Source organism: Mesoterricola sp. JemC181 (genome assembly GCF_055384585.1).
The window spans coordinates 1,994,089-2,016,028 of sequence record NZ_AP045076.1; the positions used below are offsets into that span (position 1 = coordinate 1,994,089).

The window sequence follows — 21,940 nt, forward strand, 5'->3', positions numbered from 1 at the left end:
GATGGGCGCTGTCAGCGGGCTACGGTAAGGATCGTGCCCACTTCCTCGGGGGCCTTGCCGACGATGGACTGGTAGTTGCCGCGGTCCGTGGCGCCTTCGGTGACCAGCAGCAGGACCGTGGCGTCCGGGCCGAGCAGGCCCGCGGCGCGGAAGGCCTGGGTGGAGGCGTCCTCGCTGAGGGCCGCCAGGGCGCCCAGGGAGGCCGAGCCCGTCTCGCCGGCCACCACGCCGCTTTCGGCCAGTTCCCGCATGCCCTGGCGGGCGCGTTCGTCGTCGATGGAGACCATCCAGTCCACCCCCGTGGACACCCGGGGCCAGGCCACCTGGGACGGCAGGCCGCAGTTGAGGCCCACCATGATGGAGCGGTGCGGTCCGGGGACGGGCGTCATCTTCCCGGCCCTGGCGGAAACCTGCACGCAGTTGGCGTCCGCGGGCTCCACCCCCACGATGGCGCCCTTCCAGTCGCGGCTCCGGAACCAGCTCACCGTGGCGGACATGAACGCTCCCACGCCCACGGGGACGATGACCACGTCGGGCTGCCTGGCGCCGGCGGCCAGGAGGGTCCGGTCGATCTCCGAGAAGATCGTCGTGTAGCCGTCCACCACCCGGCGGGGCGTGGTGTCGTACCCGGGCCAGGAGGTGTCCGAAATGACCAGGCAGTTGGCGGAGGCCTCCTTCGCCGAACGGGCCACCGCCGCGTCGTAGTCGCCCTGGACCACGATCACCTCGGCGCCTTCGTTCTGGATGGCGTGGATGCGCGCCGGGACCGTGCCCTCCGGCACGAAGATCCTGCAGGAGAACCCCAGCAGGCGCGCCATGAAGGCCACGGCCCGGCCATGGTTGCCGTCGGTGGCCGCCGCCAGGCTGAAGGGCTTGAGGTAGCCCAGCCGCCTGGCCAGATCGTTGATGTTCGGCCAGGGTTCCGGTTCGAAGCCGAGATGATCGCAGATGGCGCGGTACGTCGCCCAGGAGGCGCCCAGGATCTTGAAGCTGGGGAGGCCGAGGCGGTGGGATTCCGCCTTCACCAGCACCCGGCCGACCCCGTACTTGGCCGCCAGCAGCGGACAGTCGTAGAGGGTCGTGGCCATGTAGGCCGGCATCCTGCGGTGGAAGGCCCAGACGGACGGATCCGGCGCCGGCCAGCGCTTGTCGGGATCGAACATCGGGTTCTGGAGGAGGGTGGCCTCGAGTGCGGTGTCGATCGTCATGGGAACTCCCCTGGAAGGTGAAAGGCCGTTTGCACAATAGAGGATAGCAGGATCATCAAAAAATTTCACAGGTGTAAAAATTTTTAATCATTAATTTTAACTCAAATTATTTCTAGATATAGAACTAGCATGACCCGGAGGGGGCAGGGGATCCCAGCGTTTGATCAGGTCTTACCTTTTCAGACGTCCTCGACCCAAGGTCCGTTTGCTCGCAGGAGGACAAGGCACGCGAGGTGCCGCTCCTCCGGTTGGGAACTTCGATCCCGGTCAGGAGTCTGCCGATGCCAGGTTCCCGTTGAGGCACGCCACGGCTTGATCCGGCGCGGAGTATCGACCGGTTTCAGGGCCGGACTGTCAGGCAGACATTCCCTTTCCGAGGGGCGGACAAAAACACAGGCCACCCGAAGTGGCCTGTGTCGTTCTGTTAGCTGGTTGGCGCGAGTGGAATCGAACCACCGACCCCTACCGTGTCAAGGTAGTGCTCTAACCCCTGAGCTACGCGCCAAAATGACGAAGCTTCATTCTAGCGCATCCGGGCCTTTTGTCGAGGGGTTCTCGCCGTGGCGCTGGGCGCGCTGGTGGAAGGTGTCGCGGAAGACTTTCTTGTCGGCTTCGGGGACGGGGGGAGGGTCGGGGATGAGGCCCCATTTGGAGCGGCGGAGGAGCTGGATGGCCAGGAGGGCCAGGAGGAGCAGGATCTCGGGGTATTCGCTCAGGACGCGGCCGGGGGTGAGGATGAACTGGGCGGGGCGCAGGGGGGTGGCGTAGAAGTTGTCCAGGACCCGGATGGTGTCGTGGGGCTGGAGGCGGGCGGCGTCGGGCTTGGGGAGGGTGATGGTCTCCAGCTCGCCGTCGATGGTGACGTAGACGTCCCGGGTGAAGGCGTTGGACGTGTCCTTGAAGACTTCCACCACCTCGGCCTGGTAGACGTCGGGCCACTGCCACTCGCCCTGGTGGGCGAAGGCGATGAGGGCCAGTTGCACGGCCATGAGCCAGCCCATGAGGAGCACCACGGTCCAGAGGAGGACCAGGGCCACGTTGCGCTTGGGGGCGGATACTGCGGGCATGATCCAGGATACCCGGTGATCACTCCACCGTGACGCTCTTGGCGAGGTTGCGGGGCTGGTCCACGTCGCAGCCGCGGATGACGGCGATGTGGTAGCTGAGGAGCTGGAGCGGGACCACGTAGAGGATGGGCGCGAGCCAGGGGTTGACCTTGGGGAGGTGCAGCACGTCCTCGGCGATGTGGTCCAGGCCGGTGTCGCCCTCCTCCACCAGGGCCAGGATGCGGCCGTCGCGGGCGGCGGCCTCCTGCAGGTTGGAGAGGACCTTCTCCCGGTGGGCGTCCCGGGGCATGAGGGCCACGATGGGCAGGTGGCGGTCGATGAGGGCGATGGGGCCGTGCTTCATCTCGCCGGCGGGGTAGCCCTCGGCATGGATGTAGGAGAGCTCCTTGAGCTTCAGGGCGCCCTCCAGGGCGATGGGGTAGAGGGGGCCCCGGCCCAGGTAGAGGAAATCGGTGGCCTCGTGCCACTTCTGGGCCCACTGGTGGATCTGCTTTTCCGTGGAGGCCACCCGCTCCAGCAGGGCGGGGAGTTCGCGGAGGGCCTGGATGATTTCCGCGCGCACCGCGGGGTCCAGGGTGCCCCGGGCCTCGCCCAGGCGCAGGGCCAGGAGGAGCAGGACCACCAGCTGGGTGGTGAAGGCCTTGGTGGAGGCCACGCCGATCTCGGGGCCGGCGTGGGTGAGGAGGGTGGCCTCGGCCAGGCGCGCGGCGGTGGAGCCCTGGACGTTGCAGATGGCCATGCCGCGGGCGCCGCGCGAGGCCGCCTCCTTCATGGCGGCCAGGGTGTCGGCGGTCTCGCCGCTCTGCGTGATGCCGATGGCCAGCGTGTTGGCCATGACGACGGGGTCCCGGTAGCGGTACTCGGAGCCGTAGTCCACCTCGACGCCGATGCGCGCCAGCTGCTCCAGGTAGAACTGCCCCACCAGGCCCGCGTGGCGGCTGGTGCCGCAGGCGAGGATGGTGATGCGCTGGAAGCCTTTCAGCTCCTCGTCGGAGTAGGGCAGGTCCAGCGGCACGCCGCCGCCGTCCAGGGGCAGCCGGTCCAGGAGGGTGTTGGAGATGGCCAGGGGCTGCTCGAAGATCTCCTTCTGCATGAAGTGCTTGAATCCGCCCTTCTCGGCGGCCACGGGGTCGTAGGGCACCACGAAGACGGGGCGCTCCACGGCGGTCCCGTCCAGGCGGAAGACGGTGACGGCGTCCTTGGTGACCTCGGCCAGGTCGCCGTCCTCCAGGTAGATCACCCGGCGGGTGTGGCGGAGCAGGGGGATGACGTCGGAGGCGATGAAGTTCTCGCCCTCGGCCAGGCCGATGACGAGGGGGGGGCCGCTGCGGGCCACGAGGATGCGCCCGGGCTCGGTGGCGTGGAGGCAGGCGATGGCGTAGATGCCGTGCATGCGCCCCACCGCCTGGCGGAAGGCCTCCTTGAATTCGGGCTGGGTCTTCATGATCTGGGAGACCATGACGGGGAAGCACTCCGTGTCGGTCTCCGTGACGAAGGTCTGGCCCGCGGCCTTCAGCTCGGCGCGCAGTTCCAGGAAGTTCTCGAAGATCCCGTTGTGCACCGCCACCACCTGGCCGTCGGCGCTGCGGTGGGGATGGGCGTTCTCCTCCGTGGGCCGGCCGTGGGTGGCCCAGCGGGTGTGGCCGATGCCCGTCGTGGCGGGGTCCTTCATGTCGACCCGGTTCTGGAGGTTGCGCAATTTGCCCGAGGCCCGGGTGATGCGGAACTCGCCGCCGCCGGGGGCGAGCGCGATGCCGGCGCTGTCATACCCGCGGTATTCGAGGCTCTTGAGGCCCTCGACGAGGATGGGCGCCGCGCCTTCGCTGCCGATGTATCCGACGATTCCGCACATGGGAGCTCCTGGGTCAGACCCAAGTAAAGACCATTTGCGGGAATTTGCCAATGTGGTTCGTTTGCCCACAGGGCGTGGCGGGGGGTGTGGCAGAGGGTGTGGCGGAATCGCCACACCCGGCCTTTCCTAGACCAGGCTCCGGATCCGGGCGTCCGTGCTCTCGATCTCGGTGATCCGGAACGCGAAGTTGCCATCCACCACCACCACCTCGCCCCGGGCGATGAGCTTGCTGTTCACCAGCAGCTCCACGGGGGCGTCGGCGGCGCGGTTCAGCTCGAGGATGGAGCCGGGGGTGAGCTTGAGGAGCTCTCCCAGCTGCATCTCGGTCTGGCCCATGCGGACCATGAGGGGCAGTTCGATGTCCAGGAGCAGGTCCAGGTTGCCGGTGTCGACGGTGGAGGCCTGGCGCTGGGGGGGGCCGGCGGCGGGGGCGGCGACGGGGACGGTGCCGCCGGTGGCCCGGGGGGCGGGGGCGGCCGCGGCGGGCGCGGGGGCTTCGGGGGCGGCCGGGGCCGGGGCCGCCGGGGCCTCGCCGATGCCCAGCTTGCGCTTGATCTGCTGGATGAGCAGGTCGGGGATCAGGAGGTGGATGACGGTGCCCAGGCTCTCCTGGCTCGTCTCCAGGGGCAGGTCGTAGAAGGGGCCGGGGCCCATGATCTCCTCCAGGCCGGAGGAATCGCCGCCCTCGGCGGAGAAGATCTCGACGTTGGAGATGGAGAGCGTCTCCCCGGCCAGGTCGGAGAGGGCCTGGTTGGCCGAGCCCATGATCTGGTTGAAGGTCTCGGCCAGGGCGTCGCGGCTGTCGCCGGCGAGCTCGGTGGAAGGGGTGCCGTCCCCGCCCAGCATGAGGTCCACCAGCATGGTGCCCTCCTTGAGGGGGAGGGCGAAGAGCAGGGTGCCGGTCATGCCCTTGGTGTAGTGGGCCTTCACGTACACCACCGTGGCCGAGTGGAGCACCGAGACGCCCACGTGGTCCAGGGTGTTGCCGTCCTGCGGCTTGATGGCGAACTCCCGGCCCGTGAGCATGGAGAACACGCTCGACATGCTTTCGGAGAAGCACCCGCCGATCTTCTGGTCGAGGTCGGACATCACGGGATCCATGTCATCCCTCCTTGCTTGCGGTCACTTGGAACACCCGCTTCTGGTTTGAGTTCAGGGCCACGTAGCCGTGGAAGCGGGGAATGCCGTCCACGGTGAGGTCGAGCATGGCGTCGAAGCGCTTGGTCAGGGGGATGAGGTCGCCCTCCTGCAGGGCGAGGATCTCCGAGAGGCGCAGGTTGGTGCCGCGGATCTCGGCCGCCACGGCCATGTCGCACTTCTTCATGCTCTCCATGAGGAGGCGGGCCTCCTCGAAGGTGCCGGACTTCTTGTAGCCCGTGTACATCTCCTGGTCGAACTTGTTGGCCACGGGCTCCAGGATGATGGAGGGGATGGCCAGGTTGATCATGCCCACCACCGTGCCCATCTTCACCTCGAAGACCACCAGCAGCACGACCTCGTTGGGGGCCACGATCTGGATGAGCTGGGGGCTGGTCTCCCGGGCCTGGATCTTGAAGTCCAGGTCGATGATGCCCCGCCAGGCCTCGCGCAGGTCGTCCAGGGCCAGCTTGAGCACGCCGTCGAAGATGGACTGCTCGATGTCGGTCATGGTGCGCAGGTTCTTCAGGGGGTCGCCGGGGCCGCCCAGCATCTTGTCGATGATGGGGAAGACCAGCTGGGGGTTCACCTCCAGCGCGAAGGCGCCCTCCAGGGGGCGGATGGAGATGGCGTTGAAGCAGGTGGGGTCGGGCACCGAGAGGAGGAACTCCTGGTAGCTCAGCTGCTCCACGGAGACCAGGTTCACTTCGGTGATGGTGCGCAGGTAGGCGGAAAGGGAGCTGGAGAAGTTCCGGGCGAACCGGTCGTGCATGAAGTGCAGGCTGCGCATCTGCTCCCGGCTCACCCGGTCGGGGCGGCGGAAGTTGTAGAGGCTGACCTTCTTCTGGGGCTGGGCTTTTTTTGCCTTCTGGGGGGCGGGTCCGGCCGAGGGACGCTCCGCGGACGCGGCAGCGGGTGCAGGCGCCTTGGCCCCCTTGGCGTGGGACTTCAGGAGGGCATCTACCTCTTCCTGGCTTAGTATCTTGGCCATTTGTCAGTCCATTCAACCATCGATGCGCCGTTCTTTCAGCTTGCCCCGCAGCCGGAGCATGGACTTGGTATGCAATTGCGATACCCGACTCTCGGTGATGTTGAGGAGCGTGCCGATTTCCTTCATCGTCAGTTCCTCGAAGTAGTACAGCTGCACCACGAACCGCTCCTTGGTGGGAAGGCGGTCCACGGCGGACTTGAGAAGCAGTCTCACCTCCCGGGCCTGCAGGAGGATGTGGGGGTTCTCCCCGTCCGGGTCGGGCACGAAGCTGATGAGGTTCTCGCCCTCGCCGTTCTCGCCGGCGTCCACGAAGGCGCCCAGGGTCACGCCCTTGAGCTCGTCCAGGCTGTGGTGGAGATCCTCCAGGGCCAGGCCCAGGTGCGCGGCCACCTCCTCGTCGGTGGCGGCCCTGCCGTGCTGCTGCTCCAGGAGGTGGTAGGCGGTCTCGATGTCCTTCTTCTTCCGGCGAAGGCTGCGCGGAACCCAGTCCAGGTCCCGCAGGCCGTCCAGGATGGCGCCGCGGATGCGCTGCTCGGCGTAGGTCTTGAACTTGACGTTGCGGTCGGGCTCGAACTTGCGCACGGCGTCCATGAGCCCCAGGATGCCGGAGTGGATGAGGTCGTCCATCTCCACGTGGGAGGGCAGGCGGCTGGAGATGCGGTGGGCCACGAACTTCACCAGGGGCAGGCATTCCGTGATGAGGAACTCGCGGTCCTGGAAGTCCGGCTCGGCGTCGGGGAGCTCGGGCTTGGGCGGCGGCGGCGGGGTGTTGCGGCCATAGGCGTTCATGGCCGCCCGGGCTACGGGCGATGGGGGCTTTCTGGCCTCGGGGCCCTTTCCTCCCTGGCTTCCCTCCGTCATGGCTCCTCTGCGCTAAGGCCTTTCCAGAATGCAGCAAATCCCTCTTTTTGTAAGGGGATCTTCTGTTGCAACTGCTGTGCCGCGCCGAGGAAGGCCTGGGAAGAGGGGGCCTGGGGGTAGAGGTCGGCCACGCAGCGCTGCTGGCGCACGGACTGGAGCATGAAGGGATCGGTGGGCACCATGCCCAGGACCTGCAGGTCCCGGCTCAGGAAACGGCGGGTGGCGGCCTGGAGCTGCTCGATCGTTTCCTCGGCCTCCTCGGCGTTCTGGGCGTTGTTCACCAGGAGCCAGAGGGGCTTGTGGGGGTCGCGCAGGTGGACGGTCTTGACCATGGCGTAGGCGTCCACCAGGGCGGTGGGTTCGGGGGTGGTCACCAGGAGCACCTCCTGGGCGGCCATGAGGAGCTTTATCACTGAATCATGAATGCCGGCGGCGGTGTCGATGAGCAGCCAGTCGATGCCCTGGGACACCCGCTGGAGGCCCTGCACCAGGCGCAGCTCGGCCGCCGCGTCCAGGCGGGTGAGTTCCTGGATGCCGCTGGAGGCCGGGATGATGCGGATGCCGAAGGGGCCGTCCAGGAGGATCTCCTCCAGGATCTTTTCGCCGCGGAGCACGTGCTCCAGGGTCCACTGGGGACTGAGCCCCAGCAGGATGTCCAGGTTGGCCAGGCCGAAGTCGGCGTCCAGCACCACCACGCGCTGGCCCATCTGGGCCAGGGACATGGCGAGGCCGGCGACCACGTTGGTCTTGCCCACGCCGCCCTTGCCGGAGGCGATGGCCATCACCCTTGAGCCGAAGAGGGTGCCGGCTGCGGGCTGGTTGCGGGAGAGGGCGCGAAGTCGGTTGGCTTGATCGTTCATTTTACCGCCAGGATTTCGAACATGATTAGCAGGCCGGCTGGGGCAGGGGGAGGATCAGGTCCGCCAGGCGGCGGCTGGTGGCCATCTCGAGGTCCTGGGGGACCTCCTGGCCCGTGCCCAGGTAGCTCAGGGGGCGCTTGACCCGCACCAGGGTGCTGAGCAGCGGCCCCAGGGTGCTCGTCTCGTCCAGCTTGGTGAACACGAGGCGCGTGGGCTTGAGGGATTCGAAGCGCTGGGCGATGTCGGCCAGGTCCCGGGGCTTGGTGGTGGCCGACAGGACCAGGTGCACCTCCACGTCGGGGAGCTCGTCCAGGAAGCGGCGCAGCTGGGCCATCATCTCGGCGTCCTTGGGGCTGTGGCCCGGGGTGTCGATGAGCACCAGGGTGCGGTCCTGGTAGAAGCGCAGGGCGCTCTTGAGGTCCTCCACCGTGAGCGCCACGTGGAGCGGCACCTGGAGGATCTCGGCGTACTGGTGGAGCTGGTCGACGGCGGCGATGCGGAAGGTGTCCAGGGTGAGCAGGGCCACCTTCTGCTTGAGCTCGAGCTTGGCGTAGGCGGCGAGCTTGGCGATGGTGGTGGTCTTGCCCACGCCGGTGGGCCCCACCAGGGCCACCACGCGGGTCTTGCCGGATTCCAGCTGGATGGGCGGGGCCACCGGGATGAAGTCGGAAATGATCCGCCGCATGAAGATCCGCGCCTTCTCGGGGTCCAGGGGGTTCTCCCCGTCCTGGTCCAGGAGCGTGCGCTGGGTGTATTCGCAAAGGCGCAGGGCGATGAAGGGGTCCACGTCGTTGGCCACCAGGTCCCCGTACAGTTCCAGCAGGGTCTGGGGGAGCTGCAGCTGGGACTGGGGCATGCCCTGCTTCTGGATGCGGGTGAGCTGGGCCTTCATGAGGTCCAGTTCGCGCAGGATGGAGGTGTTCCTGTTCTCCACGTCCTTGAGGGCCTCCACGGCGCCCTTGATCTCCAGGAGCTCCCGGCGCAGGGGCTGGAGGTCCATGGGGGGCGGGGGGGCCGGGGCGGGCGCGGGGGCCGGGGGGGGCGGGGCCTTCACCTGGAGGGGTTTCGGAGCCTCCGCGGGACGGCTGGCCAGGGGATCCCGGAGGCCGTAGGTGCCGTTGGCGGCCGCGGGCTGCTCGTCCACGGCGGCGGTGACCTCGATGTAAGTCTCCTCGCCCATGAGCGACTTCCGCCGCTTGGTGCGGGTGGAGAGGATGAAGGCCTCCTCGCCCATGTCGCGCTTGACGACGGCGAGGGCCTCCTGCATGGAAGCGGCTTCGAAAGTCTTCACACGCATGGGTCCGTCCGATGAGGGGGGGTGGGTGGCGTCATGAGACCGTCCCGAGGTTGACCACGCGCACGTCCATGGGGATCTCGCTGTGGCTCAGGACGACCAGGTGGGGCAGGGCCCGCTCCAGCAGGCGGCGCAGGTGGGGCCGCACGACGGGATTGGTGAGGAGCACGGGCTGGGCTCCTGGCAGGAGGTTGGTGATGCCCGTGGAGATGCGGCCGAGGATCTCCTGGAGCCGCCCGGGGTCCAGGGCGAGGAAGCTGCCCCGGTCCGTGGTCTCGATGCCGGACTGGATGGTCTGCTCCAGCTGGGGGTCCAGCATCAGCACGCCCAGCTCGTTGTTCTCGGAGATGTGGGGCGTGGTGAGCGAGCGCCCCAGGTGCTGGCGCACGTACTCGGTGAGCGTCAGGGGGTCGCGGGTGATGGGGATGGCGTCGGCGCAGGCCTCGAGGATCCGGCCCAGGTCCCGCACGGGGACCCGCTCGCGCAGGAGGTTCTGGACGACCTTCAGGAGCACGCCCACGGGCACCACGTTGGGCACCAGCTCCTCCACGAGCTTGGGGGTGGTCTCCTTGAGGTTGTCCAGGAGCTGCTGCAGTTCGGGGCGTCCCACCAGTTCCGGGGCCTGCTGCTTGATGAGCTCGGAGAGGTGGGTGGTGATGACGGTGGCCGGGTCCACCACGGTGTAGCCCATGAGCTGGGCGTGGTCGCGCTGGGCCTCCTGGATCCAGAAGGCGGGGAGCCCGAAGGCGGGCTCGGTGGTGGCCGTGCCCTGGACGTCGCCGGTGGCGGTGCCCGGGTTCATGGCCAGGAAGGCCCCGGGGGTGACCTCGCTGCGGGCGATCTCCTCGCCCCGCAGCTGGACCCGGTAGGTGTTGGCGGGGAGCTGGAGGTTGTCCCGGATGCGGATGGGGGGCACGACGATGCCCAGTTCCTGGGCCATCTGGCGGCGCAGGGCCTTGATGCGCTCGAGCACCGTGCCGCCCTGGTTCACGTCCAGGAGGCTGATGAGGCCGTAGCCCACCTCCAGGCCCAGGGGGTCCACCTTGAGGAGGGACTCCACGCGCTCGGGGGCCTCGGCCTTGGCCTTCTCCTTGGGTTCGGCCTTGGCCTCCAGGCGCTGGGCGGCGAACTTCCGGGTGGCGTAGGCCATGATGCCGAAGATGATCCCCATGATCCAGAAGGGGACCAGGGGCAGGCCCGGCACCGCCCCGAACAGGAACAGCACCGACGCCGCGATGGCCAGGGGCCGGTAGTCCATGCCCAGCTGGCCCATGACCTCGGTGCCGAGGTTGGGGGACTGGGAGCCGCTGCGGGTGGTGAGGATGGCGCCGCCCACGGAGATGAGGAGGCTGGGCACCGCCGTCACCAGGCCGTCGCCCACGGTCAGGAGGGTGAAGGTCTCCATGGACTGCAGGACGGGCAGGTTGTACTTGAGGATGCCGATGAGGATGCCGGCGATGATGTTCACCGCCAGGATGAGCAGGGCCGCCACGGCGTCCCGCTGCGTGAACTTCACGGCGCCGTCCATGGCCCCGTAGAAGTTGGCCTCCTCGCCCAGTTCCCTGCGGCGCTTGCGGGCCTCCACCTCGTCGATGTAGCCGGCGTTCAGGTCGGCGTCGATGGCCATCTGCTTGCCGGGCATGGCGTCCAGGGTGAACCGGGCGGTGACTTCGGCGATGCGGCCGGAGCCGTGGTTGATGACCAGGAACTGGATGGCCAGGAGGATGAGGAACACCACCAGGCCGATGATGTAGCTGCCGCCCACCACGAACTGGCCGAAGGCCTGCACCATGTGCCCGGCCGCTTCGGGCCCCTGCTCGCCGCCGTAGAGGAGGATCCGCCGCGTGGTGGCCACGTTCAGGGCCAGCCGGAACAGGGTGATGATCAGCAGGATGGAGGGGTAGGCGTTGAATTCCTGGGGCTTGGCCACATACATGCCCACCATGAGGATCAGGAGGGACATGGTGATGTTGAAGACGATCAGGATGTCGATCACGAACGCCGGCAGGGGCAGGATCATGACGACCATGACGATGAGGACGAAAACGGGCGTGGCCAGGTCCGCCCGCTTCGAGAGGCGGGTGATATACGGAAGGAGCCTGTCCAGGAAGGTCAGCATGTTGACACCGGGATACCGGGGAGCGAAAGGGATGCCAACCGTTCAAGTGTTGGAAAATGAAGGTGTTGACCTTCAGGGGCGGCCCGGGGCCCCCCGGGGGCCGGTGCGGAACCTTGGCTTTGGTAGACTGGGGGCATTCCTGGGGAGACGCACATGGCTCATTCCACCCTTCTGATCCCGGCCTGCCTCCTCCTGGTCCTGGGCTGCGTCGAGCCCAAGGCCATCGCGCCCGTGTCCCCCATGGCCCCCTCGCCCCTGGTGGTGGAACCGGCCTCCGTGGCGGTGACCGCGGGTCAGGGGACGGACTTCAAAGCCCGGGCCCAGGACGGTTCCAGGCCCGCGGTGGCCTGGGAGGCCCAGGGCGGCTCCGTGGACGCCTCCGGGCACTTCACGGCGCCCGCCGAGCCGGGCACGGCCACGGTGGTGGCCAGGGCCTACGGGGGCCGCACGGCCTCGGCCACGGTCAAGGTGGTGCCTCCCCCCCGGGGCCCCGTGACGGCCCCCGCGAGGGTGATGGCCGGCGCCCGCGACGTGCGCGCCTCGGTGCCGGCGCAGGAGGGGGCCACCTACGAATGGAAGGTGGAGGGCGGGGTCCTCAAGGGCGGCGCCCGCGGCGCCACGGTGGCCTTCGACGCCGGCTCCGGGCCCAGGGCCGTCCTTTCCTGCCGGGTGGTCAACGCCGCCGGCCAGGGGCTCACGGCCTCCCTGGAACTGCCCCTGTCGCCCGGGGTGGACCTGTCGGTCACGCCCGCCTCCGTCACCGTGACCGCCGGGGCCAGCACGAAGCTCGGGTTCACCCTGGAGGGCGGCGCCACCGGGGAGGTGCAGTGGTCGGTGCTGGAGGCCGGCGGCGGCACGGTGGACGCCTCGGGCAGGTACCGCGCCCCCGGCAAGCCCGGCGCCTACACGGTCCAGGTGCGCTCCAAGGACGATCCCGCCATCAAGGCCACCGTGCCCGTGAAGGTCGTGGCCGCCCCCGCAGGCGCCGTGAAGGGCCCCGGCAAGGTCGCTCCGGGCGCCAAGGCCCTTCGGGCCAGCGTCGTGGAGCAGGCCGGGTGCCGCTATGCGTGGAAGGTCACGGGCGGAACCATCACCTCGGGAGCCGACGCGCCCCTGGTGGTCTTCGAGGCCGGGGACGGGCCGAAGCTGGAGCTGGTGTGCGAGATCACCAACGAGGCGGGGGATTCCTTCCAGGCCAGGCTCACGGTGCCGGTCAGCTAGACGGGGCCCGCCGCGACCGCCTCCTCCGTCGTGATGGGCAGGGTCCGCTCCTGGCTGTGCTGCCGGATGGGGCAGGGCTCCACTGAGCAGTGGTCGCACAGGGCCCGCTGGCAAGGGTCCACGTGGGTGTGGAGCTCGCCCTCGATGCCAGCCTCGCGCACCACGGACTTCGCGAAGGCGTCGGCCAGGTCGTGGCTCTGGGCGATGCCGTAGAACTCGGGCACCACCATGTGGATGTCCACGTGGATGTAGCGGCCCGAGCGCATGGTGCGCAGCTCGTGGATGGCCAGGATGTCGTCGGGGCGGATCCGGTTGATGGCCGCCACCAGCTTGTCCAGGAGATCGGGGTCCTCGGTGTCGAGCAGGGCCGCGCTGGAGGAGCGCACCAGCTTGAAGCCGGTCCAGGCCAGGAGCCCGCCCACGCCCAGGGCGATGACCGCGTCCAGCCACTGCCAGCCCGTGAGGGCCACCAGGAACAGGCCGATGCCCAGGCCCACGGTGGTGTAGAAGTCGGAAAGGACGTGGTGGCCGTCGGCCTCCAGGGCCAGGGAGCGCTGCTTCCTGCCGCAGTGGATGAGGTACAGCCCCAGCGCCCCGTTGAGCACGCCGGCGGCGAAGTTGATGGCCATGCCCTTGCCCAGGTGCTCCAGGGGGGGGCGGTCCACCAGGGAGTGCACGGCCTCGTAGCCGATGAGCACCGCCGCGAGGCTGATCATGCCGCCCTCGAAGGCCGCGGAGAAGTGCTCGATCTTGCCGTGGCCGTAGGGGTGCTCCCTGTCCGCCGGCTTGCCCGCGAAGATGATGGCGCCCAGGGCGAACACGGCGGCCACCACGTTGACCACGTTCTCGATGGCATCGGACTTCAGGGCGGCGGAATGGGAGATGTGGAAGGCGTAGTATTTCAGGCCGAGGATGAAGAGACCCGCGGTGATGGACAGCGTCGAGACGCGGATCCGGGCTCTCTGGGAATGGGCTTCTTCGTTCATGCGGGCCTCTCGGCCCTGGAACGGGCCTTGGTTCCCATGATGGAGCCAGGGGGAAGGGGGGGCAACTGTCTCCTCCGCAGGCCGGGGCTCCGGCTTCGTTTCCAGGCGATTGAACCTTGTTGAGACTCATTCCTCGCGACGGGTTTTCCCGTCCTTTCTCAAGGGGCCGATCCGCCTTCCGGCGCCTCTCTGGAATTTTGAAAATACATTACGTAATGAGTCTCAATTGCCGATACGCTTTTCAAGGTTCGGTCTAGGGCAGCCTTCGTGGGCCCGAATGACGGATCCCCATCCCCGCCGGAGTCCCGGCGTGGTCAGCCGAGTGATCAGCCACAGGGAGCCCCCTCGTGTCCACCTGCCGTCCCCGTTCCCTTTCCTGGCTGGCCCTGGCCCTCCTTCTCGCAGCGGGGTGCGGAGGCTCCCGGAGGAGCTCCCCGCAGGCGCCGGCGGCCCTGGTCCTGGCGCCGTCTTCCCCCATCCTGGCCGTGGGCCAGTCGGTGCAGTTCTCCGCCGCCCTGCCGCCGGGAGCCGTGGCCACCTGGTCCGTGGAGCCTCCGTCCGCCGGCCTCATCTCGCCCACCGGCGCCTTCACCGCCGCCGGCGCCCCCGGGGCGTGCACCGTCCGTGTCAGCTACGGCCTGGAGGCCCCCTACCGCGCCACGGCCAACGTGACGATCCTCCCGCCCCCGGCTCCGGCCACCTCCACCCCGGGCCAGGAGCAGGCCTCGGGCCAGGGGCAGACCCAGCCCGGCACCGGCGCCGCCAACGCCGCGCTGGTGGGCGAAGTCGTTCCGGTCACCAACGCCGTCAGCGCCGACCCGGCCGTGCAGGTGCGCCACGGTTTCCTGCCTCCCGGCCTTTGAACGTCGTCCCGACCTCCCCCTTGAAGGTGCCCCCCTTGCGATACGCCCTCCGAACCCCCCTCCTCGCCATCCTCCTCGCCGCTCCCGCACTCGCCGCCGATCCGGCCCCGCCGCCCACCCTGGCCTACCAGGGCCGGCTCCTGGAAGGCGCGGCGCCCGTGACCGGGGACCGGAGCTTCACCTTCACCATCCTGGATGCGGCGGGAAGCCCGGTGTGGCATTCGGGCCCCCAGACCCTCGCCGTGAACGTCGGCCTCTATTCCGCGGTGCTGGGTTCCGCGGGCATGCCCCCCATGCCCGCCGAGATCCTGGGCCGGGCCGGCCTGAAGCTCCATGTCACCCTCTCCGGCCTGGCCCTCACCCCCGACGTGGACATCATCCCCGGCTTCCAGGCGCGCAGCGCCTGGGAAGTCACCGGCGCCTTTGCCGGGGACCTCACGGGAACCCAGGGGCAGACGCAGGTGACGGGCCTCCAGGGCTACCCCCTGGACCTGACCACGGCGGCCCCCGTCCCCGGCCAGTCGCTTGTGTTCGACGGCACCCGTTGGGCTCCGTCGAGCCTTGCGGGCATCGCCGGCCCCTCCGGAGCCCAGGGGCCCGAGGGCCCCGCGGGCACGGCGGGTCCCACCGGCCTCCAGGGGCCCATCGGCCTGACGGGCGTCGCCGGTCCCACCGGCGCGCAGGGGCCCATCGGTCCGACGGGCGCCACCGGCCCCGCCGGCACGCAGGGGCCCATCGGTCTGACGGGCGCCACCGGTCCCGTCGGCCCACAGGGTTCCATTGGCCTGCCGGGCGCCACCGGTTCCGTCGGCCCACAGGGACCCATCGGTCTGACGGGCGCCACCGGTTCCGTCGGCGCACAGGGGCCCGTCGGTCTGACGGGTCCGGCCGGGCCCGCGGGCGCAACCGGTGCCGCCGGTCCTCAGGGCGCAGCGGGTCTGACGGGGGCGATGGGACCCCAGGGACCCATCGGCCTGACAGGCTCGGCCGGACCCGCGGGCCCAGCCGGCGCGACCGGACTCCAGGGACCTGCCGGACCTGCCGGTGCGGCCGGTGCGCCTGGCAGCATCGGACCCCAGGGGCTTACCGGGCCGGCCGGCGCAACGGGCGCGACCGGGCCCCAGGGCATCCAGGGGCCTGCGGGGCCGGCGGGCAGTTCCGGTGGCGGTAGCTCGGCCACGCGGTCGCCGCTGCAGATCGCCACGCTCGCCTGGTACGGCGCCAACACCACCTTTCCCGCGATCGCGGTGGGCTCCCATCCCGTGGCGCTGGCGTTCGATGGCCGGAGCATGTGGGTCGGGAACTACTCCAGCAACAACGTGACCCGGATCCTGACGGCCACCGGGGCGGTGCTCGGCACCTATGCGATTCCGGGCAACTGCCCCACCGGCGTGGCCTTCGACGGCGTCAACGTCTGGGTCTGCAGCCTGCTGGGGAGCGCCACCACCAACCTGACGAAATTCAGCGGCGTCGACGGCACCGTGCTCGGCTCCTACAAGATCGGGACCGACAACGCCTTCGCGGTGGCCTTCGACGGGACGGTCCTTTGGGTCGCCAGCATCGACGGGTACGTCTACCGGGTCGATGTGTCCAACGGCAGCCAGCTTGGAGCCTACCTGGTGGGCCAGGGGCCCATCTCCATGGCCTTCGACGGCACCAGCATCTGGACCGCCAATTCGAACGACATAACCGTCACGCGGATCAACGTGGCCAATCCGGCCATCGTGGCGACCTACACGGTGGGCTCCATGGACCAGGACTGGGAGAACGGCGCCTTCCCGGTCGCCGTGGCCTTCGACGGCTCCAACATCTGGGTTTCGCTCCTGGGCTCGGGCTCCGTGCCGAGTTCGGTGAAGAAGCTCAACGTCGCCGACGGCACCGTCGCCGCCACCTGCACCGGGATCAACACTCCCACCTCGATGGCCTTCGACGGCGTCCACCTCTGGGTGGCAAGCGGCAACACCATGGGCAAGATCAAGGTCGCCGACGCCAGTCTGGCGGCCACCGTCCCGGCGGGCCTGGGCGTGTCGGGCATCGCGTTCGACGGCGCCAACATCTGGTGCGCCAACAACACCGCGTCGGGAACCGTCTCCAGGCGCTAAACGGCCCTGCGGCCTCCGGGGCCCTTGCCCATGACCCCCTCAATCTGTCATCACGGGGCGATGGGCGGAACGAAGACAAACTGTGAACAAAGGGCATAGGCGAGGGTGCCCACGGAAATACTCAGGAGACTGTTCCTACCCAGGCCATGGACGGCCAGCACGACTCCCGACGCCAGGATTTCGGGCAGCCCATGGGGATACCTCAAATAGTCCACTTCGCTGAGGCTTTGCAGGCTCAACAGCACCATGATGGCCGCCGGGAGTTTTCGGCCCAGGTTTCTGAGCCGAGGCCTCGCTCCCAGGCGCGCAGCGAGGAGGAAAGGCAGGGTCCGGGTCAGCGCCGTTGTGAGGAACATGACACCTAGGCCGCCGATCAGGTAGCGCATGGTTCTTCCCTTTCCATAAGCAGGAGGATTGTCGCGATGAGCAGGGAAAGAAGAAGCAGCTGCTTTCTGCACATGGCCAAGGCGAGGCCCCCCGCCAGGAGGGCGGCCAGGAAGGGATACCGGGATCTGCTTGCCTGCCACTGCTCCAGGGTAAGAACCAGGAAGAGGGCGGTCAGCACAAACCGGAGGGCAGGGATCTCCACCTTCACCAGCGTCCCGAACAGCGCGCCCAGGGTCGTGCCGCCGATCCAGTAGAGGTGGTTGAGGAGGGTAAGGAACAGGCAATACTCCGCATCGTTTTCGGGCAGAGGCGGACGGGAGGTAAGAATGGAATAGGTCTCGTCGGTGAGGCCATGGGTGAGATACCACTTTCTGCGCCACCGGACAGGAAAGCGTTCCGCCACTGAGAGGGAATAGAAGATATGGCGGAGGTCGATGATGGCGATGGCCGAGAAAAGGGCCAATAGTGAGGCATTCCGGTCGATCATCCCGATGGCCACGAGTTGGGTGGTGCCAGCGTAGGCGAACGTGCTCATCAAGGGGGCCAGCACCCAGGGATGACCGTGGCCCACCAGGAGGAGGCCGAAGACGATGCCAAGTGGAACGTAACCGAAAAAGACAGGAACAGAATCCTGGAAAGCAGTCTTGAGGACAGGACGAAGGCCGCACATGGCGTCAAAGTACCCTTGCCAGGGCCTGAAGCCCCCGCCTGAGAATGGCCGCCGATCTTCCGAACGTAAGGCGAAGGGCATGCTCATCCATGAACACTTCACCTGGCATCACCAACGTCCGTTGTTCGTATAGGAGTCTGCGTGCCAGACAGGCACTGTCCACAGACGGGGGGACCGTCAGGTAAGCGAAGGGCGTGCCTCGAGGAACGGAAAGCCTGAGGTTGGGGTGGTCCACAAGCCAATCCTTCAGGATTGCCAGACCCTCCCGGTTCAAGGTCTGGTAGGTCTCCAGAAACATAGCCCTCTTCTTAAGCACCTGAAGTCCCAGCTGCTCGCACAGGGAGGCATTGCACACCGTGGTGTACCGCTTCATATTGGTGGCGGCCTGAATCGTGGCAGAATCCGAAATGAGCCACCCGATTCGAAGGCCAGGGAAGCCGTATATCTTGGAAAGACCTGAAACCGCCGAAGCGCGGGGCATCCGGTGAATGATGGATTTCGCATAATTGCTAGCGTATTCCTCGTCATTCATCACGCTCAGCCCATGCTCCTCTGCCAACGCTCCCACCTCCTTCCACTCCTCCTCCGTAAGATCGCAACCGATAGGGTTATTGGGGAAATTCAGCACGAGGAGATTCGTGTTCCTGCGTATGCTCCTGCGCAGCTGAGCCAAATCGAAGCGGAACCCCTGGTCCCGTCCGAAACGAAGGGTGGAGATGTCCGCTCCGAGCCAGCGAGGGATTTCCCAGGACTGCTGCCAACCTGGCATCGTGGTCACCACGTGGTCGCCGGAGCCAAGCAGGCTGCAGTAGAAAAGGAAGAGCCCCTCCTGGGCACCGTGGGTGATGAGGACCTGGGACGGATCCACCGAATAGAGGAGGGCAACCTCCTCCCTCAAGGTGGCCTGGCCCCGGTCCGGGGCATAGTCCAAGGCCTGCGTCGGAGCTTGGCGCAGTTCCTCAAGGTGGCGACATTGAATGCCGCTTTCGCCCAGGTCGATGTCGAAGTTGCCCAGGGCCACTTCAAACAGCCAGCTCTGAATGGCGTACTCAGACGGCTTGGCCATGGAGCATCCTTCGGGAAATGGTGAAGATGAACACGTCACGCCTGGCCGGCCCCGAGCGCATGGGGGTCAAGGCCGTGGTGTAGTGTTTGTAGGTACGGTCGTTGAAGATGAAAAGCGTATTTTCCGGGATGGTGGCTTCCAGAACGATCCTCTCGTTGTCCTGCAGATCGTAAAGCATGCATTTGGCGCCCATCCCGTTCTCGACGCCGACCATCAGGATCGAAACGAAGTCGAACCCGTCCTGGTGAACGCCTTCGGGAGCAGGCAGGCCCACCAGGGACGGACCGGCGATGACCCTGATCTGATGGATGCCGACGTCGTACCCGGGGGCGGGAGGAAGAATGGGAAGGAAGATCTTCTTCAGCAGGGTCGTTTCCAAATATCGTTTGACCTGACTTGAGAGCGGCCCGAAAGTTCTGTGCACGCCGCCCTTGAATACGTTGTAGCGCGGGTCCTGGATGAATGGCGGCGCGCCGAGGTATGAAAACCGGCCATCCTCCACTTCGCCGCAGCCGTAGCTCCTGAACCGGTAAGCCCTCGGGGCATCCAGATAGGCGTCCGCGGGAAGCTCGTCGAAACTGCGCTTGACCGACTCCGGTACCTCGCCCACGGGCCAAACCTGGAAGCGGGTTTTTGCGGGATCCAGCTGGAGGCATTGCAATATCGTGTTGTTCCAGTCAGTCATCGCCGCCTCCGGCGCTTGGTCGGGAAGAATTCCGGAGTTTGCTGTTCCGCATTCCGTATCTGAAATAGATGACGATCCCGATTGCCAGCCACAGAGCCAAACGGATCCAGGCGTCCACGGGCAAGGCCGACATGACCCAGATGCAGGCCAGCGCCCCGAGGGGGCCCACAAGCCAGGGCAGGGGTGTCCGGAACGGCCGCGCTGCATGAGGGCTGGTCACCCTCAGGACGGGAATGCCCAGGCAAACGATCATGAACGCCAGGAGGGTGCCGATGGAAACGAGTTCCCCCACCAGGCTCAGTGGAAGGATGCCGGCTCCCAAAGCAATGGCCAGGGTTGCGGTGGAGATTGCCACATGGGGGGTTGCATGACTGGTGTGAAGGCGGTCGAACCAGGGCAGCAGGCCGTCCTTCCCCATCGCGTAGAAGATCCGGCTCTGTCCATAAATGAACGTGATCAGCACGGAGGTCAGGCCCGCAAGGGCGCCCAATTTCACCAGGACACCGATGAGTTTCCGCATCTCCGGGGACCAGCCGTGCAGTGCCACGATGCGGTCGATGCCCAGGGCAATGGGGTCGGAAATACCCAGCAGCTTGTAGGACACCACGCCTGTGAGAACGAGGGAAACCAGCACATAGAGCCCGGTGCACACGGCCAGGGACGCGATGATTCCACGGGGGATATCCCTGGACGGGTTTCTGCATTCCTGGGCGGAGGTCGCGACAATATCGAAGCCGATGTATGCGAGGAAGACGACTCCCGTTCCGGCAAGCACTCCAGGCCATCCGTAGCCGCTCACTTCCCGGCCGTTCTTCAGGATGGAGCCTTCAAGGGGGATGAACTGGAGGAAGCCAACCGCTTGGGGATTCGCCTTCCAGAGGGTCGCGTCCATCACCGACCACCCGGTCAACACGAAGCCTAGAATCACCGCAATCTTGGTACACACCATCAGGTTGTTCGCAAACGTGGATTCCTTCAGGCCGCGATAGACGACAGCCCCCACCATCAGGACGACGATCGACCCGGGCGCATTCCAGATGCCGTGCAGGGTAGAGCCATCGGCAAGGAGGAGACTCTCCCAGGGCCCCCTGGTGAAGGCCAGCAGGCCGTCCGAAAGGTGCACGGCGAATTGCTTTTCCAAGAGCGACAAGAAATACCCGCCCCAGGCATGGCCGACAATGACAGCGCCGAAGGTGTATTCTAGGATCAAATCCCACCCGATGATCCAGGCCATGAATTCGCCCATCGTGGCATACGAGTAGGTGTAGGCGGAGCCGGAAACCGGCAGCATCGCCGCCATTTCGGAATAGCAGAGCCCGGAGAGGAAACAGAGCAGGCCCGCCAGCACGAAACTATAGGCTATGGCGGGCCCCGCATAGTAGGCGGCGCCAGCTCCCGTCATCGTGAATATTCCAGCCCCAACGATGGCCCCAATGCCGATCATTGCTAAATTAAAAGGACCGAGTGAGCGTTTCAACGTTTTGGTGCCATGGGTATTGTCACAATATGGTTCAATATCAACCTTTGAATTTGAAATGGGCTTCTTGATGAATAGATTTTTCATATGCACCCCCGTGACGAAGGCATGCCGTGACACTGATGGATAAGTATGTGCTTCGACTCAGCTTATGCGAATGACGCTGGACAACGCCAAGGAGCGCATCCTGGAAAGTTGATGCACCATCCAGAATCGATGTTTCGTTGAAATATTTAATAAAATAATAATGTGATCCCAAAATGTGATGTGCTGATTGTTATCGTATCGTGTAGTAATGCATGTGCTTACTCATGTGAAACTTCTGAAATCAATTCGGCAGCCAGTTGGTATGGGCCCCTATGAGTCCCATCCAGCGTCCGCAGGGCAGGCCCTTAAGCTCTTGAGCGATGAAGCATCAGGCCGGTTATGGAAAGGAGGTGATAGCATGCGTAGAAATACTAATAGCAACTATATTGGCAATCTTATCCGGTGATTCAACCTGTTTCAGAATCAAGGGAGACGCCAGGGACGCAGCTCCCTTGATTGCTTCACGCAGGAGGCTCTCGTGCTCCATGTGCGCCCACACCTCTACCAGCAACTCGGCGCCACCCTGGGCGTTCACTTTAGGCTCCTGACCAATCCCCGTTTTTCAGCCAGCTTCCATATAGAAGACAGTGATCGTTACGAATCCACAGGCGTCGTCACGTTCATGTGCGAGGACGAGCTGGCGGGTCTTCTCGAAGGAGAAGTGCTTCCGCGCCCCTCGCACCTGCTCGTGGTTGCTCCCGATTCCGGCTTCTCCTCCCCGGCACCCGAACGGCTGGGCCGGGAACGCAAACTGTTGGTGTTGCCCTGCAATTCCAGTTCCATCGAGGAGGAGGACATCCAGCACTACCTCGGCGCCATGGAGGCGACGGATGTCGTGGCCCAGAAGGATTGGAGTGACCGGTTTTTTCGTGCTGGCGAAGCCGCGTCATATTTGACCTTCACGGACGAGGATGCACGGACCTTTGCGCGTTTCGATCACCTGAACGAGGGCTAGGAGTGGTTCGAACAGCTGGGACCCCTGGACTGGGGTGGCCAGCAATTCTGCC

At 66.4% G+C, this 21,940-nt stretch carries 19 protein-coding genes and 1 tRNA gene; 4 read left to right on the forward strand and 16 right to left on the reverse strand.

The annotated features are described in order from the left end of the window. Window positions 1–11: 11 nt before the first annotated feature. From ACZ5MC_RS08680 to flhA, 10 genes are all read right to left on the reverse strand, one after another. Window positions 12–1,208, reverse strand: coding sequence for a diaminopropionate ammonia-lyase (locus ACZ5MC_RS08680; protein WP_306599933.1), 1,197 nt, complete (start codon window positions 1,206–1,208; stop codon window positions 12–14). A 429-nt stretch (window positions 1,209–1,637) separates the two neighbouring features. Next, window positions 1,638–1,713, reverse strand: a tRNA-Val gene (locus ACZ5MC_RS08685). A 13-nt stretch (window positions 1,714–1,726) separates the two neighbouring features. Continuing rightward, on the reverse strand, window positions 1,727–2,275 hold the full coding sequence (locus tag ACZ5MC_RS08690; RefSeq protein ID WP_464517543.1) for a hypothetical protein: 549 nt from the start codon (window positions 2,273–2,275) through the stop codon (window positions 1,727–1,729). 19 nt (window positions 2,276–2,294) lie between these two features. After that, window positions 2,295–4,127: a glutamine--fructose-6-phosphate transaminase (isomerizing) gene (gene glmS, locus ACZ5MC_RS08695; RefSeq protein WP_464517544.1), complete on the reverse strand. Its 1,833-nt coding sequence runs from the start codon at window positions 4,125–4,127 to the stop codon at window positions 2,295–2,297. A gap of 126 nt (window positions 4,128–4,253) precedes the next feature. Further along, window positions 4,254–5,228 (reverse strand): flagellar motor switch protein FliN, encoded by a 975-nt coding sequence (gene fliN, locus ACZ5MC_RS08700; RefSeq protein WP_306599937.1) that lies wholly within the window; start codon window positions 5,226–5,228, stop codon window positions 4,254–4,256. Between the two features lies 1 nt (window position 5,229). Then, window positions 5,230–6,255: a flagellar motor switch protein FliM gene (fliM, locus tag ACZ5MC_RS08705; RefSeq protein ID WP_306599938.1), complete on the reverse strand. Its 1,026-nt coding sequence runs from the start codon at window positions 6,253–6,255 to the stop codon at window positions 5,230–5,232. A 12-nt stretch (window positions 6,256–6,267) separates the two neighbouring features. After that, window positions 6,268–7,044, reverse strand: coding sequence for a FliA/WhiG family RNA polymerase sigma factor (locus tag ACZ5MC_RS08710; protein ID WP_306599939.1), 777 nt, complete (start codon window positions 7,042–7,044; stop codon window positions 6,268–6,270). Between the two features lie 68 nt (window positions 7,045–7,112). Then, window positions 7,113–7,976: a MinD/ParA family protein gene (locus ACZ5MC_RS08715; protein ID WP_306599940.1), complete on the reverse strand. Its 864-nt coding sequence runs from the start codon at window positions 7,974–7,976 to the stop codon at window positions 7,113–7,115. Window positions 7,977–8,001: 25 nt separating this feature from the next. After that, window positions 8,002–9,273: a flagellar biosynthesis protein FlhF gene (gene flhF, locus ACZ5MC_RS08720; protein ID WP_306599941.1), complete on the reverse strand. Its 1,272-nt coding sequence runs from the start codon at window positions 9,271–9,273 to the stop codon at window positions 8,002–8,004. Between the two features lie 31 nt (window positions 9,274–9,304). Beyond that, entirely contained in the window at window positions 9,305–11,389 is a 2,085-nt protein-coding gene (gene flhA, locus ACZ5MC_RS08725; RefSeq protein ID WP_306599942.1) for a flagellar biosynthesis protein FlhA, read from the reverse strand. Window positions 11,390–11,542: 153 nt separating this feature from the next. Between flhA and ACZ5MC_RS08730 the strand changes: the two genes are divergently transcribed. Next, window positions 11,543–12,610 (forward strand): hypothetical protein, encoded by a 1,068-nt coding sequence (locus ACZ5MC_RS08730; RefSeq protein ID WP_306599943.1) that lies wholly within the window; start codon window positions 11,543–11,545, stop codon window positions 12,608–12,610. On the opposite strand, the gene ACZ5MC_RS08735 is transcribed toward ACZ5MC_RS08730, so the two are convergent. After that, a complete protein-coding gene (locus tag ACZ5MC_RS08735) occupies window positions 12,607–13,596 on the reverse strand; it encodes a cation diffusion facilitator family transporter (RefSeq protein WP_464517545.1) in 990 nt (329 codons plus the stop codon). The genes ACZ5MC_RS08730 and ACZ5MC_RS08735 overlap by 4 nt on opposite strands. A 347-nt stretch (window positions 13,597–13,943) precedes the next feature. On the opposite strand from ACZ5MC_RS08735, the gene ACZ5MC_RS08740 reads away from it, so the two are divergent. Both ACZ5MC_RS08740 and ACZ5MC_RS08745 read left to right on the forward strand, forming a co-directional pair. Next, window positions 13,944–14,459, forward strand: coding sequence for a hypothetical protein (locus ACZ5MC_RS08740; RefSeq protein WP_306599945.1), 516 nt, complete (start codon window positions 13,944–13,946; stop codon window positions 14,457–14,459). Between the two features lie 35 nt (window positions 14,460–14,494). Then, entirely contained in the window at window positions 14,495–16,561 is a 2,067-nt protein-coding gene (locus ACZ5MC_RS08745) for a hypothetical protein (RefSeq protein ID WP_464517546.1), read from the forward strand. Window positions 16,562–16,611: 50 nt separating this feature from the next. On the opposite strand, the gene ACZ5MC_RS08750 is transcribed toward ACZ5MC_RS08745, so the two are convergent. The 5 genes from ACZ5MC_RS08750 to ACZ5MC_RS08770 are packed head-to-tail and all read right to left on the reverse strand — an operon-like array spanning window position 16,612 to window position 20,933. Further along, the gene (locus ACZ5MC_RS08750) at window positions 16,612–16,947 is read right to left on the reverse strand and encodes a branched-chain amino acid transporter permease (RefSeq protein WP_306599947.1); all 336 of its coding nucleotides are present in this window, start codon (window positions 16,945–16,947) and stop codon (window positions 16,612–16,614) included. Continuing rightward, window positions 16,935–17,705, reverse strand: coding sequence for an AzlC family ABC transporter permease (locus tag ACZ5MC_RS08755; protein WP_306599948.1), 771 nt, complete (start codon window positions 17,703–17,705; stop codon window positions 16,935–16,937). Before ACZ5MC_RS08755 ends, ACZ5MC_RS08750 begins: the two co-directional genes overlap by 13 nt. Then, the gene (locus tag ACZ5MC_RS08760) at window positions 17,623–18,684 is read right to left on the reverse strand and encodes an aminotransferase class I/II-fold pyridoxal phosphate-dependent enzyme (protein ID WP_306599949.1); all 1,062 of its coding nucleotides are present in this window, start codon (window positions 18,682–18,684) and stop codon (window positions 17,623–17,625) included. The genes ACZ5MC_RS08755 and ACZ5MC_RS08760 overlap by 83 nt, the downstream gene beginning before the upstream one ends. Next, window positions 18,668–19,369, reverse strand: coding sequence for a 2OG-Fe dioxygenase family protein (locus ACZ5MC_RS08765; protein ID WP_306599950.1), 702 nt, complete (start codon window positions 19,367–19,369; stop codon window positions 18,668–18,670). Before ACZ5MC_RS08765 ends, ACZ5MC_RS08760 begins: the two co-directional genes overlap by 17 nt. Continuing rightward, window positions 19,362–20,933: an amino acid permease gene (locus ACZ5MC_RS08770; RefSeq protein ID WP_464517547.1), complete on the reverse strand. Its 1,572-nt coding sequence runs from the start codon at window positions 20,931–20,933 to the stop codon at window positions 19,362–19,364. Before ACZ5MC_RS08770 ends, ACZ5MC_RS08765 begins: the two co-directional genes overlap by 8 nt. A gap of 478 nt (window positions 20,934–21,411) precedes the next feature. On the opposite strand from ACZ5MC_RS08770, the gene ACZ5MC_RS08775 reads away from it, so the two are divergent. After that, on the forward strand, window positions 21,412–21,888 hold the full coding sequence (locus ACZ5MC_RS08775) for a hypothetical protein (protein WP_464517548.1): 477 nt from the start codon (window positions 21,412–21,414) through the stop codon (window positions 21,886–21,888). The last annotated feature ends 52 nt before the right edge of the window (window positions 21,889–21,940 follow it).